Origin of the sequence: Streptomyces sp. NPDC050842, assembly GCF_044456565.1 — a bacterium.
GTDB lineage: Bacteria > Actinomycetota > Actinomycetes > Streptomycetales > Streptomycetaceae > Streptomyces.
In genome coordinates, this window is sequence record NZ_JBITGA010000012.1 from 185,111 (window position 1) to 209,090 (window position 23,980).

Here is a 23,980-nt window from a genome sequence, read left to right on the forward strand (position 1 = left end):
CTCTGATCTGCCGCATTCCGTGTTTTCCACGAGTTCCGCGCCCCCGTGCCGGACGACATCTAAGGACGAACGTGCTGATTGCCGGGTTCCCCGCCGGGGCCTGGGGGACCAATTGCTATCTGGTCGCCCCCGCCGCAGGCGAGGAGTGCGTGATCATCGACCCGGGCCACCAGGCCGCCCAGGGAGTCGAGGAGACGCTCAAGAAGCATCGGCTCAAGCCCGTCGCCGTCGTCCTCACCCACGGACACATCGACCACGTCGCCTCCGTCGTTCCGGTGTGCGGCGCCCATGACGTCCCCGCGTGGATCCACCCCTCCGACCGGTACATGATGAGCGACCCGGAGAAGGCCCTCGGCCGCTCCATCGGGATGCCCCTCATGGGCGAGCTGACGGTGGGGGAGCCCGACGACGTGCGGGAGCTCACCGACGGCGCCGAGCTGAAGCTCGCCGGTCTGGACTTCTCCGTCGCCCACGCGCCCGGTCATACCAAGGGGTCGGTGACCTTCCGGATGCCCCCGAGCGCGGACGTTCCTTCCGTGTTCTTCTCGGGGGATCTGCTCTTCGCCGGCTCCATCGGACGCACCGACCTGCCCGGCGGTGACATGGACGAGATGCTCGAATCGCTGGCCCGCGTGTGCCTGCCCCTCGACAACTCGACCGTGGTGCTTTCGGGACACGGTCCCCAGACGACCATCGGCCAGGAACGCGCCACGAACCCGTATCTGCGGGACGTGGCCTCCGGCCTCGGGAGCGCGAAGGCTCCCCGACGAGGAATGTGACGAAGATCCACGTGAGCACCTTCAAGGCCCCCAAGGGCACCTACGACCTGCTGCCGCCCCGTTCCGCGACGTTCCTCGCGGTGCGCGAGGCGATCTCCACCCCGCTGCGGAACTCCGGCTACGGCTACGTCGAGACCCCCGGCTTCGAGGACGTGAAGCTGTTCTCCCGCGGTGTCGGCGAGTCCACCGACATCGTGTCCAAGGAGATGTACACCCTCACGACCAAGGGCGGCGACGAGCTGGCCCTGCGGCCGGAGGGCACCGCGTCCGTCCTGCGCGCGGCGCTCCAGGGCAACCTCCACAAGCTCGGCAACCTGCCGGTCAAGCTCTGGTACTCCGGCTCGTACTACCGCTACGAGCGCGCCCAGGCGGGCCGCTACCGCCACTTCTCGCAGGTCGGCGCCGAGGCGATCGGCGCCGAGGACCCGGCGCTCGACGCCGAGCTGATCATCCTCGCCGACCAGGCGTACCGCACGCTCGGCCTGCGGAACTTCCGCATCCTGCTGAACTCGCTGGGCGACAAGGAGTGCCGTCCCGTCTACCGCGAGGCGCTCCAGTCCTTCCTGCGCGGCCTCGACCTCGACGAGGAGACGCTGCGCCGCGCCGAGATCAACCCGCTGCGCGTCCTCGACGACAAGCGCGAGTCCGTGCAGAAGCAGCTCGTCGGCGCGCCGCTCCTGCGCGACTACCTGTGCGACGCGTGCAAGGCGTACCACGAGGAGGTGCGCGCCCTCATCACCGCGGCGGGCGTGGTCTTCGAGGACGACGCCAAGCTGGTGCGCGGCCTCGACTACTACACCCGGACGACCTTCGAGTTCGTCCACGACGGTCTCGGCTCGCAGTCGGCGGTCGGCGGCGGCGGCCGCTACGACGGCCTCTCCGAGATGATCGGCGGCCCCGCGCTGCCGTCCGTGGGCTGGGCGCTCGGCGTGGACCGCACGGTCCTCGCCCTGGAGGCGGAGGGTGTCGAGCTCGACATCCCCGGCGCCACCAGCGTCTTCGCGGTGGCCCTCGGCGAGGAGGCGCGACGCGTCCTCTTCGGCAAGGTCACGGAGCTGCGCCGGGAGGGCATCGCCGCGGACTTCTCCTTCGGCGGCAAGGGCCTCAAGGGCGCCATGAAGGACGCCAACCGCTCCGGTGCCCGGCTCGCCGTCGTCGCCGGTGAGCGCGACCTCGCCGAGGGCGTCGTCCAGCTCAAGGACATGGAGTCCGGCGAGCAGCAGGCCGTCGCCGTGGACGCCCTGCTGGACGCGGTACGCGCCAAGCTGGCCTGACGGACCGTACGGACGCAGGGGCCCGGACCACGCACACGCGCTGGTCCGGGCCCCTGCGCGTCGCCCTTATGCCGGCCTCACTTATCCCCCGCGAACGGTGGGAGGGTTCCCCCGTACGGCAGAATGACCGTGCCCAGACGGCCCGCGAGCGAGGGAATCCGCGACATGACGAAGGCAGCGGTGGACGAAGCCGCGTCCAGCCGGAACGACGGCGGCAGGATCGGTGCGAGCAAGGCCTTCGCCTGGCTGCTCGTGATCACCGGAGCGGCCGGTCTGCTCGCCTCCTGGGTGATCACGATCGACAAGTTCAAGCTCCTGGAGGACCCGAACTTCACGCCGGGCTGCAGCCTCAACCCGATCGTCTCCTGCGGCAACATCATGAAGAGCGAGCAGGCGGCGGTCTTCGGTTTCCCGAACCCGATGCTCGGCCTCGTGACGTTCGCCATGGTCGTCGCGATCGGCGTCGGCCTGCTCGCGGGCGCCCGCTACCGCCGCTGGTACTGGCTCGGCCTCAACGCGGGCACGCTCTTCGGCGTCGGCTTCTGCACCTGGCTCATGTACCAGTCGCTGTACGAGATCAACTCGCTCTGCCTGTGGTGCTGTCTGGCCTGGGTCGCCACCATCGTCATGTTCTGGTACGTGACCTCGCACAACGTCCGGAGCGGTGTCATCCCCGCCCCCGGCGGCCTCAAGACCTTCTTCGACGAGTTCACCTGGCTCCTGCCCGTCCTGCACATCGGGATCATCGGGATGCTGATCCTGACCCGCTGGTGGGACTTCTGGACCGGCTGACGGCGGGCGGTGCTGTCAGTGGCGTGACCTAGGCTTCATGACTGTGGAGCCCGACCTCTTTACCGCAGCCGCCGAAGACCGCCAGGAGAAGGACCCGTCCAGCAGCCCGCTGGCCGTCCGGATGCGCCCGCGCACCCTCGACGAGGTGGTGGGGCAGAAGCACCTGCTCAAGCCCGGATCGCCGCTGCGCCGGCTCGTGGGCGACGGCGACGGCGGCCCCGCCGGCGCCTCCTCCGTGATCCTCTGGGGTCCGCCCGGCATCGGGAAGACGACCCTGGCGTACGTCGTCTCCAAGGCGACCAACAAGCGGTTCGTGGAACTGTCCGCGATCACCGCGGGCGTCAAGGAGGTCCGGGCCGTCATCGACGGCGCCCGGCGCGCGGTCGGTGGCTACGGCAAGGAGACCGTCCTCTTCCTCGACGAGATCCACCGCTTCTCCAAGGCCCAGCAGGACTCTCTGCTGCCCGCCGTCGAGAACCGCTGGGTGACGCTCATCGCGGCCACCACCGAGAACCCGTACTTCTCGATCATCTCCCCGCTCCTCTCCCGCTCGCTGCTCCTCACCCTGGAGCCGCTGACCGACGACGACCTGCGCGGCCTGATGGCCCGGGCGCTCACCGACGAGCGGGGGCTCGCCGGGGCCGTGTCCCTCCCGGAGGACGCCGAGGCCCACCTCCTCCGGGTCGCCGGCGGCGACGCCCGGCGCGCCCTGACCGCCCTGGAGGCGGCGGCCGGCGCCGCCCTCGCCAAGCGCGAGCCGGAGATCACGCTCCAGACGGTCGAGGAGACCGTCGACCGCGCGGCCGTGAAGTACGACAAGGACGGCGACCAGCACTACGACGTGGCCAGCGCGCTCATCAAGTCGATCCGAGGTTCGGACGTGGACGCGGCCCTGCACTACCTGGCGCGGATGATCGAGGCGGGGGAGGACCCGCGGTTCATCGCCCGGCGACTGATGATCTCCGCGAGCGAGGACATCGGCCTCGCCGATCCGAACGCGCTGCCGATCGCCGTCGCCGCCGCGCAGGCCGTCGCCATGATCGGCTTCCCGGAGGCCGCGCTCACCCTCAGCCACGCCACGATCGCCCTGGCCCTGGCCCCGAAGTCGAACGCGGCGACGACCGCGATCGGCGCCGCCCTGGCGGACGTACGGAACGGCCTCGCGGGCTCGGTCCCGCCGCACCTGCGCGACGGCCACTACAAGGGCGCGGCCAAGCTCGGCCACGCCCAGGGGTACGTGTACCCGCACGACGTGCCGGGCGGCATCGCGGCCCAGCAGTACGCGCCGGACACGATCCACGGCCGCACGTACTACGAGCCCACGCGCTACGGCGCGGAGGCGCGCTACGCGGACGTGGTGGAGCGGGTGCGGGCCCGCCTGAAGGGCGACGAGTAGCACCCGCCGTTCGAGGCGTCCGCCCCCGGGCGAGGGCGCCCCGTGGACCCGGTACACTGGTCAGGATTGCTGCGTCCCGTGCCCGGCTCCGGTCGGCACCACCAGAACGGGACAGTCAGCCGGAGACCCGGCCCTCGGGCGGGGTTTCCAGGAGTGTCGCGCACCTTCGAAGGTGTCGCGGGTCACCCACCATCACCCGGATTCCGGGAGCGACGGTGGGTCGTTCGCGTGCTGCACGTATGTGCCCAGACCTGGGAGCGGCTGCCCAACAGGTCCGTCCTGTACGGACCCGGCGGGTTTCCCGGCTGCGGATGCGACCTCCCTTAACCCTGGTGAAGCCGTTTTCGTTCAGATAGAGAGGTTGGTTCATGCCGAACCAGTCCCGTCCCAAGGTCAAGAAGTCGCGTGCGCTCGGTATCGCGCTGACCCCGAAGGCTGTCAAGTACTTCGAGGCCCGCCCCTACCCGCCGGGCGAGCACGGCCGTGGTCGCAAGCAGAACTCGGACTACAAGGTCCGTCTGCTCGAGAAGCAGCGTCTGCGCGCTCAGTACGACATCTCCGAGCGCCAGATGGCCCGCGCGTACGACCGCGCCAAGAAGGCCGAGGGCAAGACGGGCGAGGCGCTGGTCGTCGAGCTCGAGCGTCGCCTCGACGCCCTGGTCCTGCGTTCGGGCATCGCCCGCACCATCTACCAGGCCCGTCAGATGGTCGTCCACGGCCACATCCAGGTCAACGGTGGCAAGGTCGACAAGCCGTCGTTCCGTGTCCGTCCCGACGACGTCGTGATGGTCCGCGAGCGCAGCCGCACCAAGCCGCTGTTCGAGGTCGCCCGTGAGGGTGGCTTCGCCGCCGACGGTGAGACCCCGCGCTACCTGCAGGTCAACCTGAAGGCCCTGGCCTTCCGCCTCGACCGCGACCCGAACCGCAAGGAAATCCCGGTCATCTGCGACGAGCAGCTGGTCGTCGAGTACTACGCCCGCTGATCCGGGCCCCCGGCGACAGCCGGGGGACGTAGTACCACCCTCGCGGTGTTCAGCCCGCCGCTTCCCCACCCTTGCCGGTGGGGGAGCCGGCGGGCTTCCGCGTTCCCGGGACCGTCGCCGACCGGGCCGTACGGAAGGGGCGCGGGGCCGCGGGACCGGCAGCCGCAGTCGCTCCGCCGATGGCCGGATCCCGACGGTTCGCGAGCGCCCGCTCCACCGCCGCGTCCAAGGAGAGCCCCCGCCCCTCGCGGAACGCGGCGGCATACGCCTCCGCCCCCAGCGCCGCGCCCGCGTGCTCCTCGCACAGCGCCCGCGGCCCGTTGAACGAGGCGGAACCGAAGAGCCGGATCCCCACGGTGTCCCAGACGGGCACCGTCGCGCCCTGCAGCACCGCCGCCTCCACGGGATCGCCCTCGCTCACCGTCACCAGCGCGAGCAGCTCGATCGCGAGGACGAGCCCCACCTGGTCACGGAAGGCGTGGTTGATCGTCACGCACTCGGCGAGCAGCTCCCGCGCCTCCCCGAACTCGCCCCGGGTCCACGCCGAGAACGCGAGCACGTAGAGGGCGTACGCCCGGGTCCAGCGCTCCCCGCGCTCCTCGCAGACCTCCCGCACCTCGCGGCAGATCGCGACCGCCCCCTCCAGATCGCCCGCGAAGGCCCGCGCCATCGCCAGCTCGACCTGCCCCATCAGCACGTTGCTGTTCAGCTCGCCGAGCTCCCGGTACCCGTCCAGCGCCCGCCCGATCAGCTCCTCCGCCCGCGGCATGTCGTCCGAGAGCAGCGCCAGACAGCCCATCCGGTGCGTCGCGTACGCCTCCGCCAGCGCGTTCCGGGAGGCCCGGGCCCGCTCCCCGCACTCGTGGAGCGCCGCCACCGCGGCCGTACCGTCGCCCTGGAGGATCGTCACGTAGCCGAGCACCCACAGCGCCTTCAGCCGGGCCTCCTCGTGCCCGGACTCCAGCGCGAGCGCCCGCTCCAGCCAGTGCCTGCCCTCCGAGAGGCGCCCGCAGCCCACCCAGGCGAACCAGAGGGTGCCGGCCAGGTGCTGCGCGAGATGCGCGTCCTCCGGGAGTTCGAGACACAGGTCGAGGGCCGCCCGCAGATTCGGCAGCGCCGCGTCCGTCCGGGCCGCGACCTCCGCCTGGCGCGGGCTGAACCACTCCAGCTCGCACCAGGTCGCCAGGCCCATGTACCAGTCGCGGTGCCTGCGGCGCAGCCGCTCCGTGTCGCCGAGCGCGGCCAGCCACTCCGCCCCGTACGCGGCGACCGTGTCCAGGATCCGGTAGCCCGGCCCGGCCGGCGTGTCCTCCCGCACCACCAGCGACTGCGCGAGCAGCCCACCGAGCAGGTCCAGGATCCCGTCCGGCGGCAGCTCGGCGCCGCCGCACACGTACTCCACCGCCTCCAGGTCGAAGGTGCCGGCGAACACGGAGAGCCGCGCCCACAGCAGGCGCTCCTCCGGGGTGCACAGCTCGTGGCTCCAGCCGATCGCCGTGCGCAGGGTCTGGTGGCGGGGGAGCGCCCCGCGCGCGCCGACCGTGAGGAGCAGGAAGCGGTCGTCGAGACGGCACAGCATCTGCTCGACGGAGAGGAGGGGCAGACGACCGGCCGCCAGTTCGAGAGCGAGCGGGATCCCGTCGAGCCGACGGCAGAGCTCGCGCGTGGAGTCGTGCATCTGGACGACCGGGGCGCCCGCCTCCGCGGCCCGCTCGGCGAGCAGCGTCACCGCGTCCGCCTCGCTCATCGGTGCCAGCCGGAACACGGCCTCGCCCGCCACGCGCAGCGGGCGGCGGCCCACGGCGAGCACCGTGAGCCCGGGAGCGTGCGCGAGCAGTTCCCCGACCAGCGGCGCACAGCTCTCCACCAGGTGCTCGAAACCGTCGAGCACCAGCAGGAGCCGCCGCTCCGCGAGATGCTCGACCAGCACCTCGCGCGGGCCCCGCAGCGTGTGGTCGGTCAGCCCGAGCGCCTCGACCAGGGCGTGGTCCACCAGATCCGGATCACGGAGCGGCGCGAGCTCGGCGAGCCGTACTTCTTCGCCGTAGCGTTTCTGCGCCTCCGAGGCCGCACACAGCGCGAGCCTCGTCTTGCCGACCCCACCCACCCCGACGACCGTGACGAGACGCGACTCCTCGAGGAGTCGCGTCAGTTCGGCCTGCTCGGCGGCCCGTCCGACGAACCGGTTCGGCTCCGCCGGGAGATTGCTCCGTCGCATGGGACACGGAGCGTACCCATCCGCACGCGCTCCGTACAATCGGATTCCGCAACTCCCTTCCCACGAGCGGTAATGCGGTACGGCGGGACAGCCCGGGCGCGATAGGCTCGGGTGACTACTTTTGGCAAGGGCCCCAAGGGCGAACGACAGCAGAGAGCGGTGCAGAGTGACCGGTGGAGAGGTTGCCGGGATCCTGGTGGCCGTCTTCTGGGCGATCCTGGTCTCCTTCCTCGCCGTGGTGCTGGTGAGGCTGGCGCAGACGCTCAGGGCGACCACCAAGCTGGTGGCGGACGTGACCGAGCAGGCCGTTCCCCTGCTCGCCGACGCCTCCGCGACCGTGCGCTCCGCGCAGACCCAGCTCGACCGGGTCGACGCCATCGCCTCGGACGTCCAGGAGGTCACCTCCAACGCGTCCGCGCTCTCCTCCACCGTCGCCTCCACCTTCGGCGGCCCGCTCGTCAAGGTGGCCGCGTTCGGCTACGGCGTGCGCAAGGCGCTCGGCCGCGGCCGGGACGGCGAGGACGTGCCGCGGACCACCGCGCGACGTACTGTGATCGTCGGCCGTACGGTGCCGTCCGCACGGCGCCGGAAGCAGAAGGGCTGAGCCACCATGTTCCGCCGCACGTTCTGGTTCACGGCCGGCGCAGCCGCCGGCGTGTGGGCCACCGCCAAGGTCAACCGGAAGCTGAAGCAGCTGACCCCCGAGAGCCTCGCCGCCCAGGCGGCGAACAAGGCCGTCGAGACCGGTCACCGGCTCAAGGACTTCGCCCTCGACGTGAGGGCGGGCATGGTCCAGCGGGAGGCCGAACTGGGCGAGGCACTCGGCCTGGACGCATCTGCGGACCAGGACCGCGAGCTTCCGCAGCCGCGCCGCAGGGCAGCGCTCGATCCCACCGCGCGCCCGACCACGACGTATTCAATCCCCACGATCTCGTACAACCGGAATGAGGACCACTGATGGAGTCGGCTGAAATCCGCCGCCGCTGGCTGAGCTTCTTCGAGGAGCGCGGGCACACCGTCGTCCCTTCGGCGTCGCTCATCGCGGACGACCCGACTCTGCTGCTCGTCCCCGCCGGCATGGTGCCCTTCAAGCCCTACTTCCTGGGCGAGGTGAAGCCGCCCTTCACACGCGCCTCCAGCGTGCAGAAGTGCGTGCGGACGCCCGACATCGAGGAAGTCGGCAAGACCACCCGCCACGGCACGTTCTTCCAGATGTGCGGCAACTTCTCCTTCGGCGACTACTTCAAGGAAGGCGCCATCAAGCTCGCCTGGGAGCTGCTGACCTCCTCGGTGGAGCACGGCGGCTACGGGCTGGACCCGGAGAAGCTCTGGATCACCGTCTACCTGGAGGACGACGAGGCCGAGCGGATCTGGCGTGACGTCGTCGGCGTCCCCGCCGAGCGCATCCAGCGCCTCGGCAAGAAGGACAACTACTGGTCGATGGGCGTCCCCGGACCCTGTGGCCCGTGCTCCGAGATCAACTACGACCGGGGTCCCGAGTTCGGCGTCGAGGGCGGCCCGGCCGTCAACGACGAGCGGTACGTGGAGATCTGGAACCTGGTCTTCATGCAGTACGAGCGCGGCGAGGGCTCCGGCAAGGACGACTTCCCGATCCTCGGTGAGCTGCCGTCGAAGAACATCGACACGGGCCTCGGCCTGGAGCGCCTGGCGATGATCCTCCAGGGCGTCCAGAACATGTACGAGACGGACACCCTCCAGGTCGTCATCGACAAGGCCACCGAGCTCACCGGCGTCGCCTACGGCAAGGCCCACGACAGCGACGTCTCGCTGCGCGTCGTCGCCGACCACATGCGCACGTCCGTCATGCTCATCGGCGACGGCGTCACCCCCGGCAACGAGGGCCGCGGCTACGTGCTGCGCCGCATCATGCGCCGCGCCGTCCGCAACATGCGCCTGCTCGGCGCCACCGGCCCGGTCGTCCAGGAGCTCGTGGACACCGTGATCGACACGATGGGCGAGCAGTACCCGGAGCTGGTCAGCGACCGCAAGCGCATCGAGACGGTCGCCCTCGCCGAAGAGGCCGCCTTCCTGAAGGCCCTCAAGGGCGGCACGAACATCCTCGACACCGCCGTCACCGAGACCAAGGCCGCCGGCGGCACGATCCTCTCCGGCGACAAGGCGTTCCTGCTCCACGACACCTGGGGCTTCCCGATCGACCTCACCCTGGAGATGGCCTCCGAGCAGGGCCTCTCCGTGGACGAGGACGGCTTCCGCCGCCTGATGAAGGAGCAGCGGGAGCGCGCCAAGGCCGACGCCAAGGCCAAGAAGACCGGTCACGCCGACATGACCGCGTACCGGGAGATCGCCGACGGCAACGGCGCCACCCAGTTCACCGGCTACACCAACACCGAGGGCGAGACCACGGTCGTCGGCCTCCTCGTCAACGGCGTCCCGTCGCCGGCGGCCTCCGAGGGCGACGAGGTCGAGGTCGTCCTCGACCGCACCCCGTTCTACGCCGAGGGCGGCGGCCAGATCGCCGACCAGGGCCGGATCAAGCTGCACAGCGGCGCCGTCATCGACATCCGTGACGTCCAGCAGCCGGTCCCGGGCGTCTCCGTGCACAAGGGCTCCGTCCAGGTCGGCGAGGTGACCGTCGGCTCCACCGCCTACGCCACCATCGACGTCCGGCGCCGGACGGCCATCGCCCGCGCCCACTCGGCCACCCACCTGACCCACCAGGCGCTGCGCGACGCCCTCGGCCCGACGGCCGCCCAGGCCGGTTCCGAGAACCAGCCGGGCCGTTTCCGCTTCGACTTCGGTTCGCCGAACGCCGTCCCCGGCACGGTCCTCGTCGATGTCGAGCAGAAGATCAACGAGATCCTCTCGCGCGAGCTGGAGGTCCACGCCGAGGTCATGGCCATCGACGAGGCCAAGCGCCAGGGTGCCATCGCCGAGTTCGGCGAGAAGTACGGCGAGCAGGTCCGCGTCGTCACCATCGGCGACTTCTCCAAGGAGCTGTGCGGCGGCACGCACGTCCGCAACACCTCCCAGCTCGGTCTGGTGAAGCTGCTCGGCGAGTCGTCCATCGGCTCCGGCGTGCGCCGTATCGAGGCCCTCGTCGGTGTCGACGCGTACAACTTCCTCGCCAAGGAGCACACGGTCGTCGCCCAGCTCCAGGAGCTGGTCAAGGGCCGTCCGGAGGAGCTGCCGGAGAAGATCTCCGCCATGCTCGGCAAGCTGAAGGACGCCGAGAAGGAGATCGAGAAGTTCCGCGCGGAGAAGGTCCTCCAGGCCGCCGCCGGGCTCGTCGACTCCGCCAAGGACGTCCGCGGCGTCGCCCTCGTGACCGGTCAGGTCCCGGACGGCACCACCGCCGACGACCTGCGCAGGCTGGTCCTCGACGTCCGTGGCCGCATCTCCGGCGGCCGGCCGGCCGTCGTCGCCCTGTTCACCACGGCCAACGGCAAGCCGCTCACGGTCATCGCCACCAACGAGGCCGCCCGCGAGCGCGGCCTCAAGGCCGGCGAGCTCGTCCGCACGGCCGCCAAGACGCTCGGCGGCGGTGGCGGCGGCAAGCCGGACGTCGCCCAGGGCGGCGGCACGAACCCGGAGGCCGTCGGCGAGGCCATCGCCGCCGTCGAGCGTCTCGTGACGGAGACGGCGTGACGCTGCGCCGCGGCCGCCGTATCGCGGTCGACGTCGGGGACGCCCGGATCGGGGTCGCCTCGTGCGACCCCGACGGGATCCTCGCCACGCCGGTGGAGACCGTGCCGGGACGCGACGTCCCGGCCGCCCACCGGCGGCTCCGCCAGATCGTCGAGGAGTACGAGCCCATCGAGGTCGTCGTGGGCCTGCCCCGCTCGCTCAACGGGCGGGAGGGCCCGGCCGCGACCAAGGTCCGCGCCTTCGCCCGCGAGATGGCCAAGGGCATCGCGCCCGTGCCGGTCCGGCTGGTCGACGAGCGGATGACGACCGTCACGGCGACCCAGGGGCTGCGGGCCTCGGGAGTGAAGGCGAAGAAGGGGCGGTCCGTCATCGATCAGGCCGCCGCTGTGATCATCCTGCAAGCCGCTCTTGAGTCCGAACGGGTATCAGGTAATCCGCCCGGTGAGGGCGTCGAAGTGGTCATCTGATCGCGATACGGTAACGTTCCGCGCGATGCGGCGGTGTTCGAACAATTGCCGCACTACGTAGAGGCGGATCGTCCGGAAGCCTCGCGGCTGTTTGGGGATCGATGACTGAGTATGGACGGGGCCCCGGCTCCGAACCGTGGCACCCCACGGACCCGTTGTACGGGGACCAGGGGTGGGAAGGTCAGCAGCAGTACCAGCAGCCGCAGCAGCCGCAGCAGGCGAGCCAGTACGGCCAGGGCGGCGGTCAGGGGTACGAGGACGCCCCGTATCAGCAGCAGTACCAGCAGCAGCCCCCGTACCAGGAGCAGCAGCAGTACCCAGGGCAGCAGTACCAGGACCCGCAGCAGTCCCAGGGCTACGCGGATCCGCAGTACCAGCAGCAGATGCAGCAGCACCCGCCGCAGCAGTACCAGCAGCACCCGCAGCAGCAGTACGGGACGGGGTACCCGGGCGGTTACGACACGCCCGGGGACCTCGGACAGCAGTACGACGGCGGCTGGGAGTCGGGCCAGGCGGCGATGGCGTACGGCGCGCCCCCGGCCGATCCGTACGGCGGCCAGAACCCCGACTTCTACGGCACGCCCGAGGCGTACCCGCCGCCCCAGCCTCCCGGCCACCGGCAGAACCCGCCGGAGCCGGTGATCGACTGGGCGCCGGAGGAAGAGGCGCGTCCGGAGCCGGAGGAGGAGCAGCACCCCTTCTTCACCGGCGCCGACGACTCGGACGACGACGAGTACGACGACGAGCCGGCGCCGGGACGCGGTTCCCGCGGCGGCGACCGCGAACGCCGGAGCAAGTCGAAGAAACGCAAGGGCAAGAACGGCGTGGCCTGCCTCGTCGTGGCGGCCGTCCTGGTGGGCGGCGTCGGCGGCATCGGCTACTTCGGCTACCAGTTCTGGCAGGGCGAGTTCGGCGCGGCCGAGGACTATGCGGGCAGTGGCTCCGGCGAGGTCCAGGTCGAGATCCCGAAGGACTCCGGCGGTTACCAGATCGGCAACATCCTCAAGAAGGCCGGCGTGGTGAAGAGCGTCGACGCCTTCGTCTCGGCGCAGGGGCGGAACGCGAAGGGTCTCTCGATCCAGGCGGGCGTCTACACGCTGAAGAAGGAGATGTCGGCCGAGAGCGCGGTCGCCCTCATGCTCAACCCGGCGAGCCAGGCCAACTTCGTCATCCCCGAGGGCAAGCGCAACACCTGGGTGTACGACCAGCTCGACAAGCGCCTCGACCTCGAGGCGGGCACCACCAAGGGCATCGCCCGCGCGAAGGCGGACTCCCTCGGGCTGCCCGACTGGGCCAAGAACCACAAGGACGTCAAGGACCCCCTGGAGGGCTTCCTCTTCCCGGCCAGCTACCCGGTCTCCAAGACGGCCAAGCCCGAGGAGGTGCTCCGCAAGATGGTGTCCCGCGCGAACGCGGAGTACACGAAGCTCGACCTGGAGGCGAAGGCGCAGGAGCACGGCCTGGAAGGGCCGTGGGAGCTGCTGACGGTCGCGAGCCTCGTGCAGGTCGAAGGCAAGTACAAGCACGACTTCGACAAGGTCGCACGGGTCGTCTACAACCGGCTCAAGCCGAACAACGTGGAGACCGTGGGCCGCCTGGAGTTCGACTCGACGGTGAACTACCTCAGGGGCACGACCACCCTCGACGTCGGCTCGGTCGAGAAGATGCGCAAGATCAAGGACCCGTACAACACATACGCGTTCGACGTGAAGGGCCTCATTCCCGGCCCCATCAGCAATCCCGGCATCGAGGCGCTGAACTCGGCGATGACCCCGGCCGACGGGCCGTGGTACTACTTCGTGTCGATCAACGAGAACAAGACCGTCTTCTCCGTGACCCTCAAGGAGCACAACCAGAACGTCGCGGAGTACGAGAAGGAACGGGAACAGGGCCAGTGAGCAAGCAGCACCGCGCGGCCGTCCTCGGTTCGCCGATCGCCCACTCGCTCTCCCCGGTCCTGCACCGGGCGGCATACGCCGAGCTGGACCTCGACGACTGGTCGTACGACCGGTTCGAGGTCGACGAGGCCGGACTGCCCGGCTTCGTCGGCGAGCTGGACGACGCTTGGGCGGGTCTCTCGCTGACCATGCCGCTCAAGCGGGCGATCATCCCGCTGCTCGACGAGATCAGCGACACGGCCGCGTCCGTGGAGGCCGTCAACACGGTCGTCTTCCGTGAGGACGGCCGCCGGGTCGGCGACAACACCGACATCCCCGGCATGATCGCCGCCCTGCGTGAGCGGGGGGTAGAGAAGGTGGAGTCGGCGGCGATCCTCGGCGCCGGCGCCACCGCCTCCTCCGCGCTGGCCGCGCTCGCCCGGGTCTGCGCGGGTCCCGTCACCGCGTACGTCCGCAGCGAGGCGCGCGCCGAGGAGATGCGCGGCTGGGGCGAGCGGCTCGGCGTGGACGTCCGTACCGCCGACTGGGAGCGCGCGGCCGAGGGCTTCGCCGCGCCGCTGGTCATCGCGACCACCCCGGCCGGCACCACGAACGCCCTCGCCACCGCCGTCCCGGACGCGGTCGGCACGCTCTTCGACGTCCTGTACGACCCCTGGCCGACCGCGCTCGCCGCGGCCTGGGCCGAGCGCGGCGGCAAGGTGGTCGGCGGCCTCGACCTCCTCGTCCACCAGGCCGTCCTCCAGGTCGAGCAGATGACGGGCCGCACGCCCGCCCCGCTCGCGGCGATGCGTGCGGCGGGGGAGCGGGCGCTGGCCGCCAGGTAGGCTCGTCTGCGCCGGATCGGTCGGCGAGCAGGGGGGTACGGGGGATATGGGCGAGGAACTGGTACTGGCGTCCAAGTGGGACATGGGCTTCGACGTGCTGCGCTTCCTGTGGGTGGGGTTCTTCAGCTCGCTGCCCCTGTGGGCGCGGTGCACCGTGCTCGCGCTGTTCGGCGCGACCCTGGTGTACGGCTTCGTCTCCTGGCTGCGGAACCGTTCCGCCTCTGCCTCGGAGGCCGGGCCGGAGGTTTCTGAGACCGCTCCGGAGACCGCGTCGGAGGCTGTGGAAACCGTCCAGGAAGTCGAGACCCGCGTCCGATAGCTGGACCGGGGATCGGGCGACCGGCCCGGACGTGGGAGGATCGGATACGGCGGGCCCGGGCCGCGCACCCGGCCGCGCCGTCGCAGTACCCAGGCGCGAGCATGAGGAGCATCGTTGAGCAGGTTGCGTTGGCTGACCGCTGGGGAATCCCACGGACCCGCGCTGGTCGCGACGCTGGAGGGTCTTCCCGCCGGCGTCCCCGTCACCACCGAGCTGGTGGCGGACCACCTCGCGCGGCGGCGACTCGGCTATGGGCGCGGCGCCCGGATGAAGTTCGAGCAGGACGAGATCACCTTCCTCGGCGGTGTCCGCCACGGGCTCTCTCTCGGTTCCCCGATCGCCGTCATGGTCGGCAACACCGAGTGGCCCAAGTGGGAGAAGGTCATGTCGGCCGACCCGGTCGACCCGGCCGAGCTGAAGGAGACGGGCCGCAACGCGCCCCTGACCCGGCCCCGGCCCGGCCACGCCGACCTCGCCGGCATGCAGAAGTACGGCTTCGACGAGGCCCGCCCGATCCTGGAGCGCGCCAGCGCCCGGGAGACCGCCGCCCGTGTCGCCCTCGGCGCCATCGCCCGCTCCTTCATCAAGGAGACCGCGGGCATCGAGATCGTCTCGCACGTCGTCGAACTGGCGGCCGCCAAGGCCCCGTACGGCGTCTACCCGACCCCCGCCGACGTCGAGCGGCTCGACGCCGACCCGGTCCGCTGCCTCGACGCCGACGCGTCGAAGGCGATGGTCGCCGAGATCGACCAGGCCCACAAGGACGGGGACACCCTCGGAGGTGTCGTCGAGGTGCTCGCGTACGGTGTGCCCGTCGGGCTCGGCTCCCATGTCCACTGGGACCGGCGCCTCGACGCCCGGCTCGCCGCCGCCCTCATGGGCATCCAGGCCATCAAGGGCGTCGAGGTCGGCGACGGCTTCGAGCTCGCCCGCGTGCCCGGCTCGAAGGCCCACGACGAGATCGTCCGCACCGAGGACGGCATCAAGCGCACCTCCGGCCGTTCCGGCGGCACCGAGGGCGGTCTGACCACCGGTGAGCTGCTGCGCGTCCGCGCCGCGATGAAGCCGATCGCGACCGTCCCGCGCGCCCTCGCCACGATCGACGTCGTCACCGGCGAGGCCACGGCCGCGCACCACCAGCGCTCCGACGTGTGCGCCGTCCCCGCCGCCGGCATCGTCGCCGAGGCCATGGTCGCGCTCGTCCTCGCGGACGCCGTCGTCGAGAAGTTCGGCGGCGACAGCGTCCCGGAGACCCGCCGCAACGTGCGGTCGTACCTCGACAACCTGCACATCCGGTGACCGCCGGACCGCTGGTCGTCCTCGTCGGACCCATGGGCTCCGGCAAGTCCACGGTGGGCGCGCTCCTGGCCGAACGGCTCGGCGCGCCCTACCGGGACACCGACGCCGACATCGTCGCCGCCGAGGGCCGGGAGATCTCCGACATCTTCGTCGAGGACGGCGAGGAGCACTTCCGCGCCCTGGAGCGGGCCGCCGTCCGTGAGGCCGTCACCGCACACGAGGGCGTCCTCGCCCTCGGCGGCGGCGCGATCCTCGACGCCGACACCCGCGCCCTGCTCGCCGGACTGCCCGTCGCGTACCTCTCGATGGACGTCGAGGAGGCGGTCCGCCGCGTCGGCCTCAACACCGCGCGGCCGCTGCTCGCCGTCAACCCGCGCCGCCAGTGGCGCGAGCTGATGGAGGCGCGCCGCCATCTCTACACCGAAGTCGCACGGGTGGTCGTCACCACCGACGACCGCACCCCCGAAGAGGTCGCGGACGCGGTCCTCTCGGCACTGGATCTGAAGAAGGACGCATGACGACGGACCAGGAAGTGACCCGTATCCAGGTCGCGGGCAGCGCGGGCACGGAGCCGTACGAGGTGCTGGTCGGCCGGCAGCTGCTCGGCGAACTCCCCGCCCTCATCGGCAGCCGGGCCAAGCGCGTCGCCGTGATCCACCCGGAGGCGCTCGCCGGCACCGGCGAGGCGCTCCGCGCGGACCTCGCCGACCAGGGCTTCGAGGCCGTCGCCATCCAGGTGCCGAACGCGGAGGAGGCGAAGACCGCCGAGGTCGCCGCCTACTGCTGGAAGGCGCTGGGCCAGACCGGCTTCACCCGGACCGACGTCATCGTCGGCGTCGGCGGCGGCGCGACCACCGACCTGGCGGGCTTCGTGGCCGCGACCTGGCTGCGGGGCGTGCGCTGGATCGCCGTCCCGACCACGGTGCTGGCCATGGTCGACGCGGCCGTCGGCGGCAAGACGGGCATCAACACCGCCGAGGGCAAGAACCTCGTCGGCGCCTTCCACCCGCCGGCGGGCGTCATCTGCGACCTCGCCGCGCTCGACTCGCTGCCGGTGAACGACTACGTCAGCGGGCTCGCCGAGATCATCAAGGCCGGCTTCATCGCCGACCCCGTGATCCTCGACCTCGTCGAGGAGGACCCGGAGGCCGCCCGTACGCCCGCCGGGCCGCGCACCGCCGAGCTGATCGTGCGGTCGATCCGGGTCAAGGCCGACGTCGTCTCCGGTGACCTCAAGGAGTCCGGCCGCCGCGAGATCCTCAACTACGGCCACACGCTGGCCCACGCCATCGAGAAGAACGAGCGGTACCAGTGGCGGCACGGCGCCGCCGTCTCCGTCGGCATGGTCTTCGCCGCCGAGCTCGGCCGGCTCGCCGGGCGGCTCGACGACGCCACCGCCGACCGGCACCGCGCGGTCCTGGAGTCCGTCGGCCTGCCGCTCACGTACCGCGGCGACCAGTGGCCCAAGCTCCTGGAGACGATGAAGGTGGACAAGAAGTCCCGCGGCGACCTGCTGCGCTTCATCGTCCTCGACGGGCTCGGCAAGCCGGCCGTCCTGGAAGGGCCCGACCCGGCCGTGCTGTTCGCGGCGTACGGCGAGGTGGCGGTGTGACCGACCCCCGACCCGTGCTGGTGCTGAACGGCCCGAACCTCGGGCGGCTCGGTTCCCGCGAGCCCGACATCTACGGCGCCACCTCGTACAAGGGGCTCGTCGAGTCCTGCCGGGCCCTCGGCGCGGAGCTCGGCTTCGACGTCGAGGTCCGGGAGACCAACGACGAGGGCGAGATGATCCGCTGGCTCCACGAGGCGGCGGACGGCTCGGTCCCGGTGGTGCTCAATCCGGGGGCGTTCACGCACTACTCGTACGGGATGCGGGACGCGGCCGCGCAGCGGACGGCCCCGCTGATCGAGGTGCACATCTCGAACCCGTACACCCGCGAGGAGTTCCGGCACACCTCGGTCGTCGCGGCCGTGGCGACCGGGACGGTGGCCGGCTTCGGGATCGGCTCCTACCGGCTGGCCCTGCGGGCGCTGGCCGAGGAACTGGCCGGCTGACACGGGAATGGACACGGCCGGGAGCGGGCAGGGCACTACGCGCCGCCCCCGGCCGTTCCCCGTGTGGAGGGCAGGGACGGTAACGTTCCGGCGTCCCTGATACATCGGTCAGTCGTACGAGACGGAGTGGCACCGGATGCAGCACGCAGTGGGGGGCCCGCTGCCACCGCCCGAGCAGTCGCCGGGCCAGGCGCCCGGCACCGGACCCGTGGCAGGCGCCGCGCCAGGGCCGGCCTCGGGACAGGTTCCCGGATCGGGTCCCGGACCCGTCGCAGGGCCCGTCTCCGGGCCGGGGGGCGGCGCGCAGGGCGTGCACCCGCCCGTTCCGCCCGCGCTCCCGCAGAGCGCCCCGTACCCCGCACCGTCCGCCGGGTCCCGGCTCGGCGTGCACCCCGCCCTTCAGGCGGGTGCCCCCCGGCCCCCGCACCCCGCTCCGCCCCCGCACTCCGCGCCGCCCGCCCCGGGCCCCGGCGGACCGGGCTGGGGCGCCCCCGGAGCAGTACCGCAGCACTCGGCGTCCCCTCGGCATCCGGCTGCCCCGCAGCACCCGGCCCAGGGGCCGCTCCGGGCGGACCTCACCGGCCACGTCCCGCTGCCTCCCGTGGGCGCGCCCGTCGCGCCGCTCGTGGAGCACGGCGGGGGGACCGGCGGAGCGACCCTCGCCGTCCTGCTCATCGGCCCCGCGGGCGCGGGCAAGACGACCGTCGCCCGCCACTGGGCCAAGCGGCGCCGCGTGCCCACCGCGCACATCAGCCTCGACGACGTGCGCGAGTGGGTCTGCTCCGGCTTCGCCGACCCGCAGTCCGGCTGGAACGAGCACTCCGAGGCGCAGTACCGGCTCGCCCGCCGCACCTGCGGCTTCGCCGCGCGCAACTTCCTCGCCAACGGCATCTCCTGCATCGTCGACGACGCGGTCTTCCCCGACCGGCCCGTCGTCGGCCTCGGCGGCTGGAAGCGACACGTCGGCCCCGGCCTGCTGCCCGTCGTGCTCCTGCCGGGCCTGGAGATCGTCCTGGAGCGCAACGCCGAGCGCAGCGGCAACCGGCGCCTCTCGGACGAGGAGGTCGCCGCCATCCACGGCCGGATGGCCGGCTGGTACGGCTCCGGCCTGCCGATCATCGACAACTCCACGTACGACGTCGAGACCACCGCGCGCGTCCTCGACGACGTCCTCGCCCGCGCGATAGCCAGCCCGCCCTCCTGGTGACCGTGACGGGGACCCGGTCCCGCACGGTCGGCCGCGCAGAACAGGCCACCTCGCCGAGCTGCTCGTAGGCTCGGAGCATGTCAGAGGTGTATGCGGACCGCCGTGTACGGCTGCGCGATCGGTGCGCGGCCGCGGGCAGCCCGGCGGCCCTGGTCTCCCGCCCCGCCAACGTCCGCTATCTCGCGGGCGGTTCGCCCGCGGGAGCCGTCCTGCTCATCGGCCCCGAGCCGGCCGCGGACGTCCTGCTCTGCCCCGTCACGCCCGGCGGCGAGCCGGCCGACGGACGGCTCGACGAGCTGCTCCGGCAACAGGTCCTGCCCGCCGGCGGGGGCGATCCGGCCGTCGCCGCCGTCGACCTCGCCCGCCGGGCGGGCGCCGACGCGCTCGCCGTCGAGGAACACGACCTGACCGTGGCCCGGCACCGCGCGATGGGTTCCGTCGCGCCCGGACTCCACCTCGCCGACCTCGCCTGCGCCGTGGAACAGCTCAGGATCGTCAAGGACGAGGACGAGATCGCCTGCCTGCGGATCGCCGCCGAGATCGCCGACCAGGCCCTCGGCGAACTCCTGGAGTCGATCCTGGTGGGGCGGACCGAGCGCCACCTCGCCCTGGAACTGGAGCGGCGGCTCGTCGACCACGGCGCCGACGGAGCGGCCTTCGCGACATCGGTGGCGACCGGCCCGCACTCCGGGCGCCGGAGGCACCGGCCCACCGACCGCCGGGTCGAGGAGGGTGATTTCCTCTCCGTCTGCCTCGGCGCCGACTACCGCGGCTACCGGTGCGAGATCGGTCGCACCTTCGTCATCGGCACGACGCCCGCCGACTGGCAGATCGAGCTGTACGAGCTCGTCTTCGCCGCTCAGCGGGCCGGACGCGAGTCCCTCGCACCGGGCGCCGAGTACCGCGACGTGGACCGGGCGGCCCGCCAGATCCTGGACGCCGGAGGCCACGCGGAGGGCGCCGTGCCGCTCACCGGGCACGGGGTGGGGCTCGAAATCGACGAGGACCCGCAGCTCTCACCCTCGGCCATGGGTAAACTGGACGCTTGTGTGCCGGTCACCGTCGAACCGGGGGTCCACCTCCCGGGCCGGGGCGGGGTCCGGATCGATGACACGCTCGTCGTACGCCAGGAGGCGGACGGCGGACCCGAGCTACTCACCATCACGACCAAGGAGCTGCTCGCGCTGTAAGGCGCGTACGCCTCCACGGTCCCACGTCAGTCCAGGAGATTCCGCAACCGTGGCTTCCACGAACGACCTCAAGAACGGCATGGTGCTCAAGCTCGAAGGCGGCCAGCTCTGGTCCGTCGTCGAGTTCCAGCACGTCAAGCCCGGCAAGGGCCCGGCCTTCGTGCGCACCAAGCTCAAGAACGTGCTGTCCGGCAAGGTCGTCGACAAGACCTTCAACGCCGGTGTGAAGGTCGAGACGGCCACCATCGACCGCCGCGACATGCAGTTCTCCTACATGGACGGCGACTACTTCGTCTTCATGGACATGGAGACCTACGACCAGCTGCACGTCGACCGCAAGTCGGTGGGCGACGCCGCGAACTTCCTCATCGAGGGCTTCACCGCCTCGGTCGCGCAGCACGAGGGCTCGGTGCTCTACGTCGAGCTCCCCGCCGCCGTCGTGCTGACGATCGAGCACACCGACCCGGGCGTCCAGGGCGACCGCTCCACCGGCGGCACCAAGCCCGCCAAGCTGGTGACCGGTCACGAGATCCAGGTCCCGCTCTTCATCACCACCGGTGAGAAGGTCAAGGTCGACACCCGCACCAGCGACTACCTCGGCCGGGTGAACGACTAACCGTGGCCGCTCGGAGCAAGGCCCGCAAGCGCGCCTTCCAGATCCTCTTCGAGGCCGACCAGCGCGACGCCTCCGTCCAGGAGGTCCTCGCGGACCAGGTCCGGCTCGCGCGGTCGGACGACCGTCAGCCGCCGGTCACCGACTTCACCATGCAGCTGGTCGAGGGGTACGCGGCGCACATCCACCGCATCGACGAGCTCATCGCCACCTACGCGGTGGACTGGGACCTCGACCGGATGCCGGTCGCCGACCGGAACATCGTGCGCCTCGGCGCGTACGAGCTGATCTGGGAGGACGGGACGCCGGACGCGGTCGCGATCGACGAAGCGGTCCAGCTCGCCAAGGAGTTCTCCACCGACGAGTCCCCGAACTTCGTCAACGGCCTGCTGGCGCGCTTCAAGGACTTGAAGCCGCGCCTCCGCCGGGACGCGGACGTCTGAGTCCGTAGCCCGTCACCGGCCGTCGAAGGGGCCCGCAGCGCTCACGCTGCGGGCCCCTTCGACGTGTCCGGGCACTCCGGGGCGCCGGAGTGCTCCGGAGGCCCTGAGCGGCCCGTACAGGCCGGAGAAAGCACCGGGCCCGTGGACGTCGGATGACGTCCACGGGCCCGGCGGTACGTTTCTGCTGTTGCCTCGGAAGGGCAGCGGAAGGGTCAGTTCTCCTCGTGGGCGACGGCGCGGCGCGCGTCCGCGTCGAGGACGCCCCAGCTGATCAGCTGCTCGGTGAGGACCGAGGGGGACTGGTCGTAGATGACGGCCAGGGTGCGCAGGTCGTCCTGGCGGATCGACAGCACCTTGCCGTTGTAGTCGCCGCGCTGCGACTGGATCGTCGCCGCGTAGCGCTGGAGGGGGCCGGCCTTCTCCTGGGGGACGTGCGCGAGGCGCTCCAGGTCCAGGACCAGCTTCGGCGGCGGCTCGGCGGCCCCGCCCGGGGTCGTGCCCGGCAGGAGCTCCTGCACCGGCACCCCGTAGAAGTCGGCCAGCTCGGCGAGACGCTGCACGGTCACCGCGCGGTCACCACGCTCGTACGACCCGACCACCACGGCCTTCCAGCGGCCCTGGGACTTCTCCTCCACCCCGTGGAGGGAAAGACCCTGCTGGGTGCGGATGGCACGGAGTTTGGCCCCGAGCTGCTTTGCGTATTCGCTGGACATAACGCTCCCGGACGCTGTGACGACATGCGGCTGCGCCGCGCGGCTGGTAACTCACTGTGAGGTTACGCAGCGTTACGCTTGCCCGTCAAGCCGAAAGGTCCGTACCGCCTCCTCCCGGGGGACGTCGCCCGGGGTGGCGGCGGGGGCGTCGGAGGCGCGACCGCTTGCCCCTGGTAGTGTGGGCCGCGCAAATCCGACGTCCTTTAAGAGCCGTCCCGTGAGGCGGAGAAGGAGGTCCGTTTCCCATGGACACTCAGCAGTACAGCGATGACGCCCGGCCCGTGCTCGAGGCCCCCGACATCGCGCGGGTCCTGACCCGCATCGCCCACGAGATCGTCGAGCGCGCCAAGGGCGCGGACGACGTGGTTCTCCTCGGTATCCCCACCCGCGGTGTCTTCCTCGCCCGTCGGCTGGCCGAGAAGCTCGAATCGATCACCGGCGCCAAGATCCCGGTCGGTTCCCTCGACATCACGATGTACCGGGACGACCTGCGGCTGAAGCCGGCCCGCGCCCTCGGCCGCACCGACATCCCCGGTGACGGCATCGACGGCCGCCTCGTCGTCCTCGTCGACGACGTGCTCTTCTCCGGCCGCACCATCCGCGCCGCCCTCGACGCCCTCGGCGACATCGGCCGCCCGCGCGCCGTCCAGCTCGCGGTCCTCGTCGACCGCGGCCACCGCGAACTTCCGATCCGCGCCGACTACGTCGGCAAGAACCTCCCCACGTCGCTGCGGGAGACGGTCAAGGTCCAGCTCGCCGAGGAAGACGGTCGCGACACCGTCCTGCTCGGTTCCAAGACCTCCTCCTAGCCGGACCGGCTTCCCCGCGGGGCAGGGGCACACCCCTGCGCCCCCGCATGCCCTCGCACCTCCCCACCACGGAGAGAAACCCCGATGATGCGTCACCTCATCTCGGCCGCCGACCTCACCCGCGACGACGCCGTCCTGATCCTCGACACCGCCGAGGAGATGGCCCGGGTGGCCGACCGGCCCATCAAGAAGCTGCCCGCTCTGCGCGGCCGGACCATCTGCAACCTGTTCTTCGAGGACTCCACCCGGACCCGGATCTCCTTCGAGGCCGCCGAGAAGCGCCTCTCCGCCGACGTGATCAACTTCGCGGCCAAGGGCTCCAGCGTCTCCAAGGGCGAGTCCCTCAAGGACACCGCGCAGACCCTGGAGGCCATGGGCGTCGACGCGGTCGTCATCCGGCACGGCGCCTCCGGCGCCCCGTACCGCCTCGCCACCTCCGGCTGGATCGACGCCCCCGTCGTCAACGCCGGCGACGGCACCCACCAGCACCCCACCCAGGCCCTCCTGGACGCCTTCACCATGCGCCGCCGGCTGGTCGGCCGTGACGCGGGCCTCGGCAAGGACCTGGCCGGCCGGCGCATCACGATCGTCGGCGACATCCTGCACAGCCGGGTCGCCCGCTCCAACGTCGACCTGCTGCACACCCTCGGCGCCGAGGTCACCCTGGTGGCCCCGCCGACCCTCGTCCCCGTCGGCGTCGAGACCTGGCCCTGCGAGATCTCGTACGACCTCGACAGGGTGCTGCCGAAGTCCGACGCGGTGATGATGCTGCGTGTGCAGCGAGAGCGGATGAACGCCGCCTTCTTCCCCACCGAGCGCGAGTACTCGCGCCGGTACGGGCTCGACGGCGACCGGATGGCGAAGATGCCCGAGCACGCCATCGTCATGCACCCCGGACCCATGGTCCGCGGCATGGAGATCACCGCCGAGGTCGCCGACTCCGACCGCTGCACGGTGATCGAGCAGGTCGCCAACGGCGTCTCGATCCGGATGGCCGTCCTCTACCTGCTGCTCGGCGGCAACGACTCCGCCGCCACCGCCCCCAGCACCACCCGCACCGAGGAGAGCAAGTAA

The 23,980-nt window shown here is 71.5% G+C and carries 24 protein-coding genes; 22 read left to right on the plus strand and 2 right to left on the minus strand.

What is annotated here, in order from left to right; all coding sequences use genetic code 11:
• The first annotated feature begins 71 nt into the window (after positions 1-71).
• The 5 genes from ACIBG6_RS33660 to rpsD all read left to right on the plus strand — a co-directional run bounded on the left by ACIBG6_RS33660 (position 72) and on the right by rpsD (position 5,224).
• Entirely contained in the window at positions 72-779 is a 708-nt protein-coding gene (locus tag ACIBG6_RS33660) for an MBL fold metallo-hydrolase (protein ID WP_399226502.1), read from the plus strand.
• An 11-nt stretch (positions 780-790) separates the two neighbouring features.
• Positions 791-2,053, plus strand: a complete 1,263-nt coding sequence (gene hisS, locus ACIBG6_RS33665; RefSeq protein WP_399226503.1) for a histidine--tRNA ligase — start codon at positions 791-793, stop codon at positions 2,051-2,053.
• A 165-nt stretch (positions 2,054-2,218) separates the two neighbouring features.
• Entirely contained in the window at positions 2,219-2,845 is a 627-nt protein-coding gene (locus ACIBG6_RS33670) for a vitamin K epoxide reductase family protein (protein ID WP_399226504.1), read from the plus strand.
• Between the two features lie 43 nt (positions 2,846-2,888).
• Positions 2,889-4,241, plus strand: coding sequence for a replication-associated recombination protein A (locus ACIBG6_RS33675; protein WP_399226612.1), 1,353 nt, complete (start codon positions 2,889-2,891; stop codon positions 4,239-4,241).
• Positions 4,242-4,609: 368 nt separating this feature from the next.
• Positions 4,610-5,224: a 30S ribosomal protein S4 gene (rpsD, locus tag ACIBG6_RS33680; RefSeq protein ID WP_024758279.1), complete on the plus strand. Its 615-nt coding sequence runs from the start codon at positions 4,610-4,612 to the stop codon at positions 5,222-5,224.
• Between the two features lie 49 nt (positions 5,225-5,273).
• Here rpsD and ACIBG6_RS33685 read toward each other — a convergent pair whose 3' ends face one another.
• Positions 5,274-7,442: an ATP-binding protein gene (locus ACIBG6_RS33685; protein WP_399226505.1), complete on the minus strand. Its 2,169-nt coding sequence runs from the start codon at positions 7,440-7,442 to the stop codon at positions 5,274-5,276.
• Between the two features lie 166 nt (positions 7,443-7,608).
• On the opposite strand from ACIBG6_RS33685, the gene ACIBG6_RS33690 reads away from it, so the two are divergent.
• The 15 genes from ACIBG6_RS33690 to nusB all read left to right on the plus strand — a co-directional run bounded on the left by ACIBG6_RS33690 (position 7,609) and on the right by nusB (position 21,384).
• Positions 7,609-8,046 (plus strand): DUF948 domain-containing protein, encoded by a 438-nt coding sequence (locus ACIBG6_RS33690; RefSeq protein WP_399226506.1) that lies wholly within the window; start codon positions 7,609-7,611, stop codon positions 8,044-8,046.
• Between the two features lie 6 nt (positions 8,047-8,052).
• Positions 8,053-8,400: a DUF6167 family protein gene (locus tag ACIBG6_RS33695; RefSeq protein ID WP_329624511.1), complete on the plus strand. Its 348-nt coding sequence runs from the start codon at positions 8,053-8,055 to the stop codon at positions 8,398-8,400.
• Positions 8,400-11,069 carry an alanine--tRNA ligase gene (alaS, locus tag ACIBG6_RS33700; RefSeq protein WP_399226507.1) on the plus strand — a complete coding sequence of 890 codons (2,670 nt, stop codon included), beginning with the start codon at positions 8,400-8,402 and terminating at the stop codon, positions 11,067-11,069. The genes ACIBG6_RS33695 and alaS overlap by 1 nt, the downstream gene beginning before the upstream one ends.
• A complete protein-coding gene (ruvX, locus tag ACIBG6_RS33705) occupies positions 11,066-11,536 on the plus strand; it encodes a Holliday junction resolvase RuvX (protein ID WP_024758274.1) in 471 nt (156 codons plus the stop codon). The genes alaS and ruvX overlap by 4 nt, the downstream gene beginning before the upstream one ends.
• 101 nt (positions 11,537-11,637) lie before the next feature.
• Complete coding sequence (gene mltG, locus ACIBG6_RS33710) at positions 11,638-13,434, plus strand: endolytic transglycosylase MltG (protein ID WP_399226508.1); 1,797 nt, start codon at positions 11,638-11,640, stop codon at positions 13,432-13,434.
• Positions 13,431-14,258, plus strand: coding sequence for a shikimate dehydrogenase (locus ACIBG6_RS33715; protein WP_399226509.1), 828 nt, complete (start codon positions 13,431-13,433; stop codon positions 14,256-14,258). Before mltG ends, ACIBG6_RS33715 begins: the two co-directional genes overlap by 4 nt.
• A gap of 46 nt (positions 14,259-14,304) precedes the next feature.
• On the plus strand, positions 14,305-14,577 hold the full coding sequence (locus tag ACIBG6_RS33720) for a hypothetical protein (protein WP_399226510.1): 273 nt from the start codon (positions 14,305-14,307) through the stop codon (positions 14,575-14,577).
• 114 nt (positions 14,578-14,691) lie between these two features.
• Positions 14,692-15,876 (plus strand): chorismate synthase, encoded by a 1,185-nt coding sequence (aroC, locus tag ACIBG6_RS33725; RefSeq protein WP_384150284.1) that lies wholly within the window; start codon positions 14,692-14,694, stop codon positions 15,874-15,876.
• Positions 15,873-16,394, plus strand: a complete 522-nt coding sequence (locus ACIBG6_RS33730) for a shikimate kinase (RefSeq protein ID WP_399226512.1) — start codon at positions 15,873-15,875, stop codon at positions 16,392-16,394. The genes aroC and ACIBG6_RS33730 overlap by 4 nt, the downstream gene beginning before the upstream one ends.
• Positions 16,391-17,488 (plus strand): 3-dehydroquinate synthase, encoded by a 1,098-nt coding sequence (aroB, locus tag ACIBG6_RS33735; protein WP_399226513.1) that lies wholly within the window; start codon positions 16,391-16,393, stop codon positions 17,486-17,488. The genes ACIBG6_RS33730 and aroB overlap by 4 nt, the downstream gene beginning before the upstream one ends.
• Positions 17,485-17,931 (plus strand): type II 3-dehydroquinate dehydratase, encoded by a 447-nt coding sequence (gene aroQ, locus ACIBG6_RS33740; protein WP_317593782.1) that lies wholly within the window; start codon positions 17,485-17,487, stop codon positions 17,929-17,931. Before aroB ends, aroQ begins: the two co-directional genes overlap by 4 nt.
• Before the next feature lie 136 nt (positions 17,932-18,067).
• Positions 18,068-19,138: an AAA family ATPase gene (locus ACIBG6_RS33745; RefSeq protein WP_399226514.1), complete on the plus strand. Its 1,071-nt coding sequence runs from the start codon at positions 18,068-18,070 to the stop codon at positions 19,136-19,138.
• A 77-nt stretch (positions 19,139-19,215) separates the two neighbouring features.
• Entirely contained in the window at positions 19,216-20,328 is a 1,113-nt protein-coding gene (locus ACIBG6_RS33750; protein WP_399226515.1) for an aminopeptidase P family protein, read from the plus strand.
• Between the two features lie 49 nt (positions 20,329-20,377).
• Positions 20,378-20,944: an elongation factor P gene (gene efp / locus ACIBG6_RS33755; RefSeq protein ID WP_384150300.1), complete on the plus strand. Its 567-nt coding sequence runs from the start codon at positions 20,378-20,380 to the stop codon at positions 20,942-20,944.
• A gap of 2 nt (positions 20,945-20,946) precedes the next feature.
• A complete protein-coding gene (gene nusB / locus ACIBG6_RS33760; protein WP_329624522.1) occupies positions 20,947-21,384 on the plus strand; it encodes a transcription antitermination factor NusB in 438 nt (145 codons plus the stop codon).
• A 212-nt stretch (positions 21,385-21,596) separates the two neighbouring features.
• Here nusB and bldD read toward each other — a convergent pair whose 3' ends face one another.
• The gene (gene bldD / locus ACIBG6_RS33765; RefSeq protein ID WP_015032294.1) at positions 21,597-22,097 is read right to left on the minus strand and encodes a transcriptional regulator BldD; all 501 of its coding nucleotides are present in this window, start codon (positions 22,095-22,097) and stop codon (positions 21,597-21,599) included.
• Between the two features lie 245 nt (positions 22,098-22,342).
• Between bldD and pyrR the strand changes: the two genes are divergently transcribed.
• Both pyrR and ACIBG6_RS33775 read left to right on the plus strand, forming a co-directional pair.
• Positions 22,343-22,906, plus strand: coding sequence for a bifunctional pyr operon transcriptional regulator/uracil phosphoribosyltransferase PyrR (gene pyrR, locus ACIBG6_RS33770; protein ID WP_399226516.1), 564 nt, complete (start codon positions 22,343-22,345; stop codon positions 22,904-22,906).
• Positions 22,907-22,990: 84 nt separating this feature from the next.
• Positions 22,991-23,980, plus strand: coding sequence for an aspartate carbamoyltransferase catalytic subunit (locus ACIBG6_RS33775; protein WP_317593777.1), 990 nt, complete (start codon positions 22,991-22,993; stop codon positions 23,978-23,980).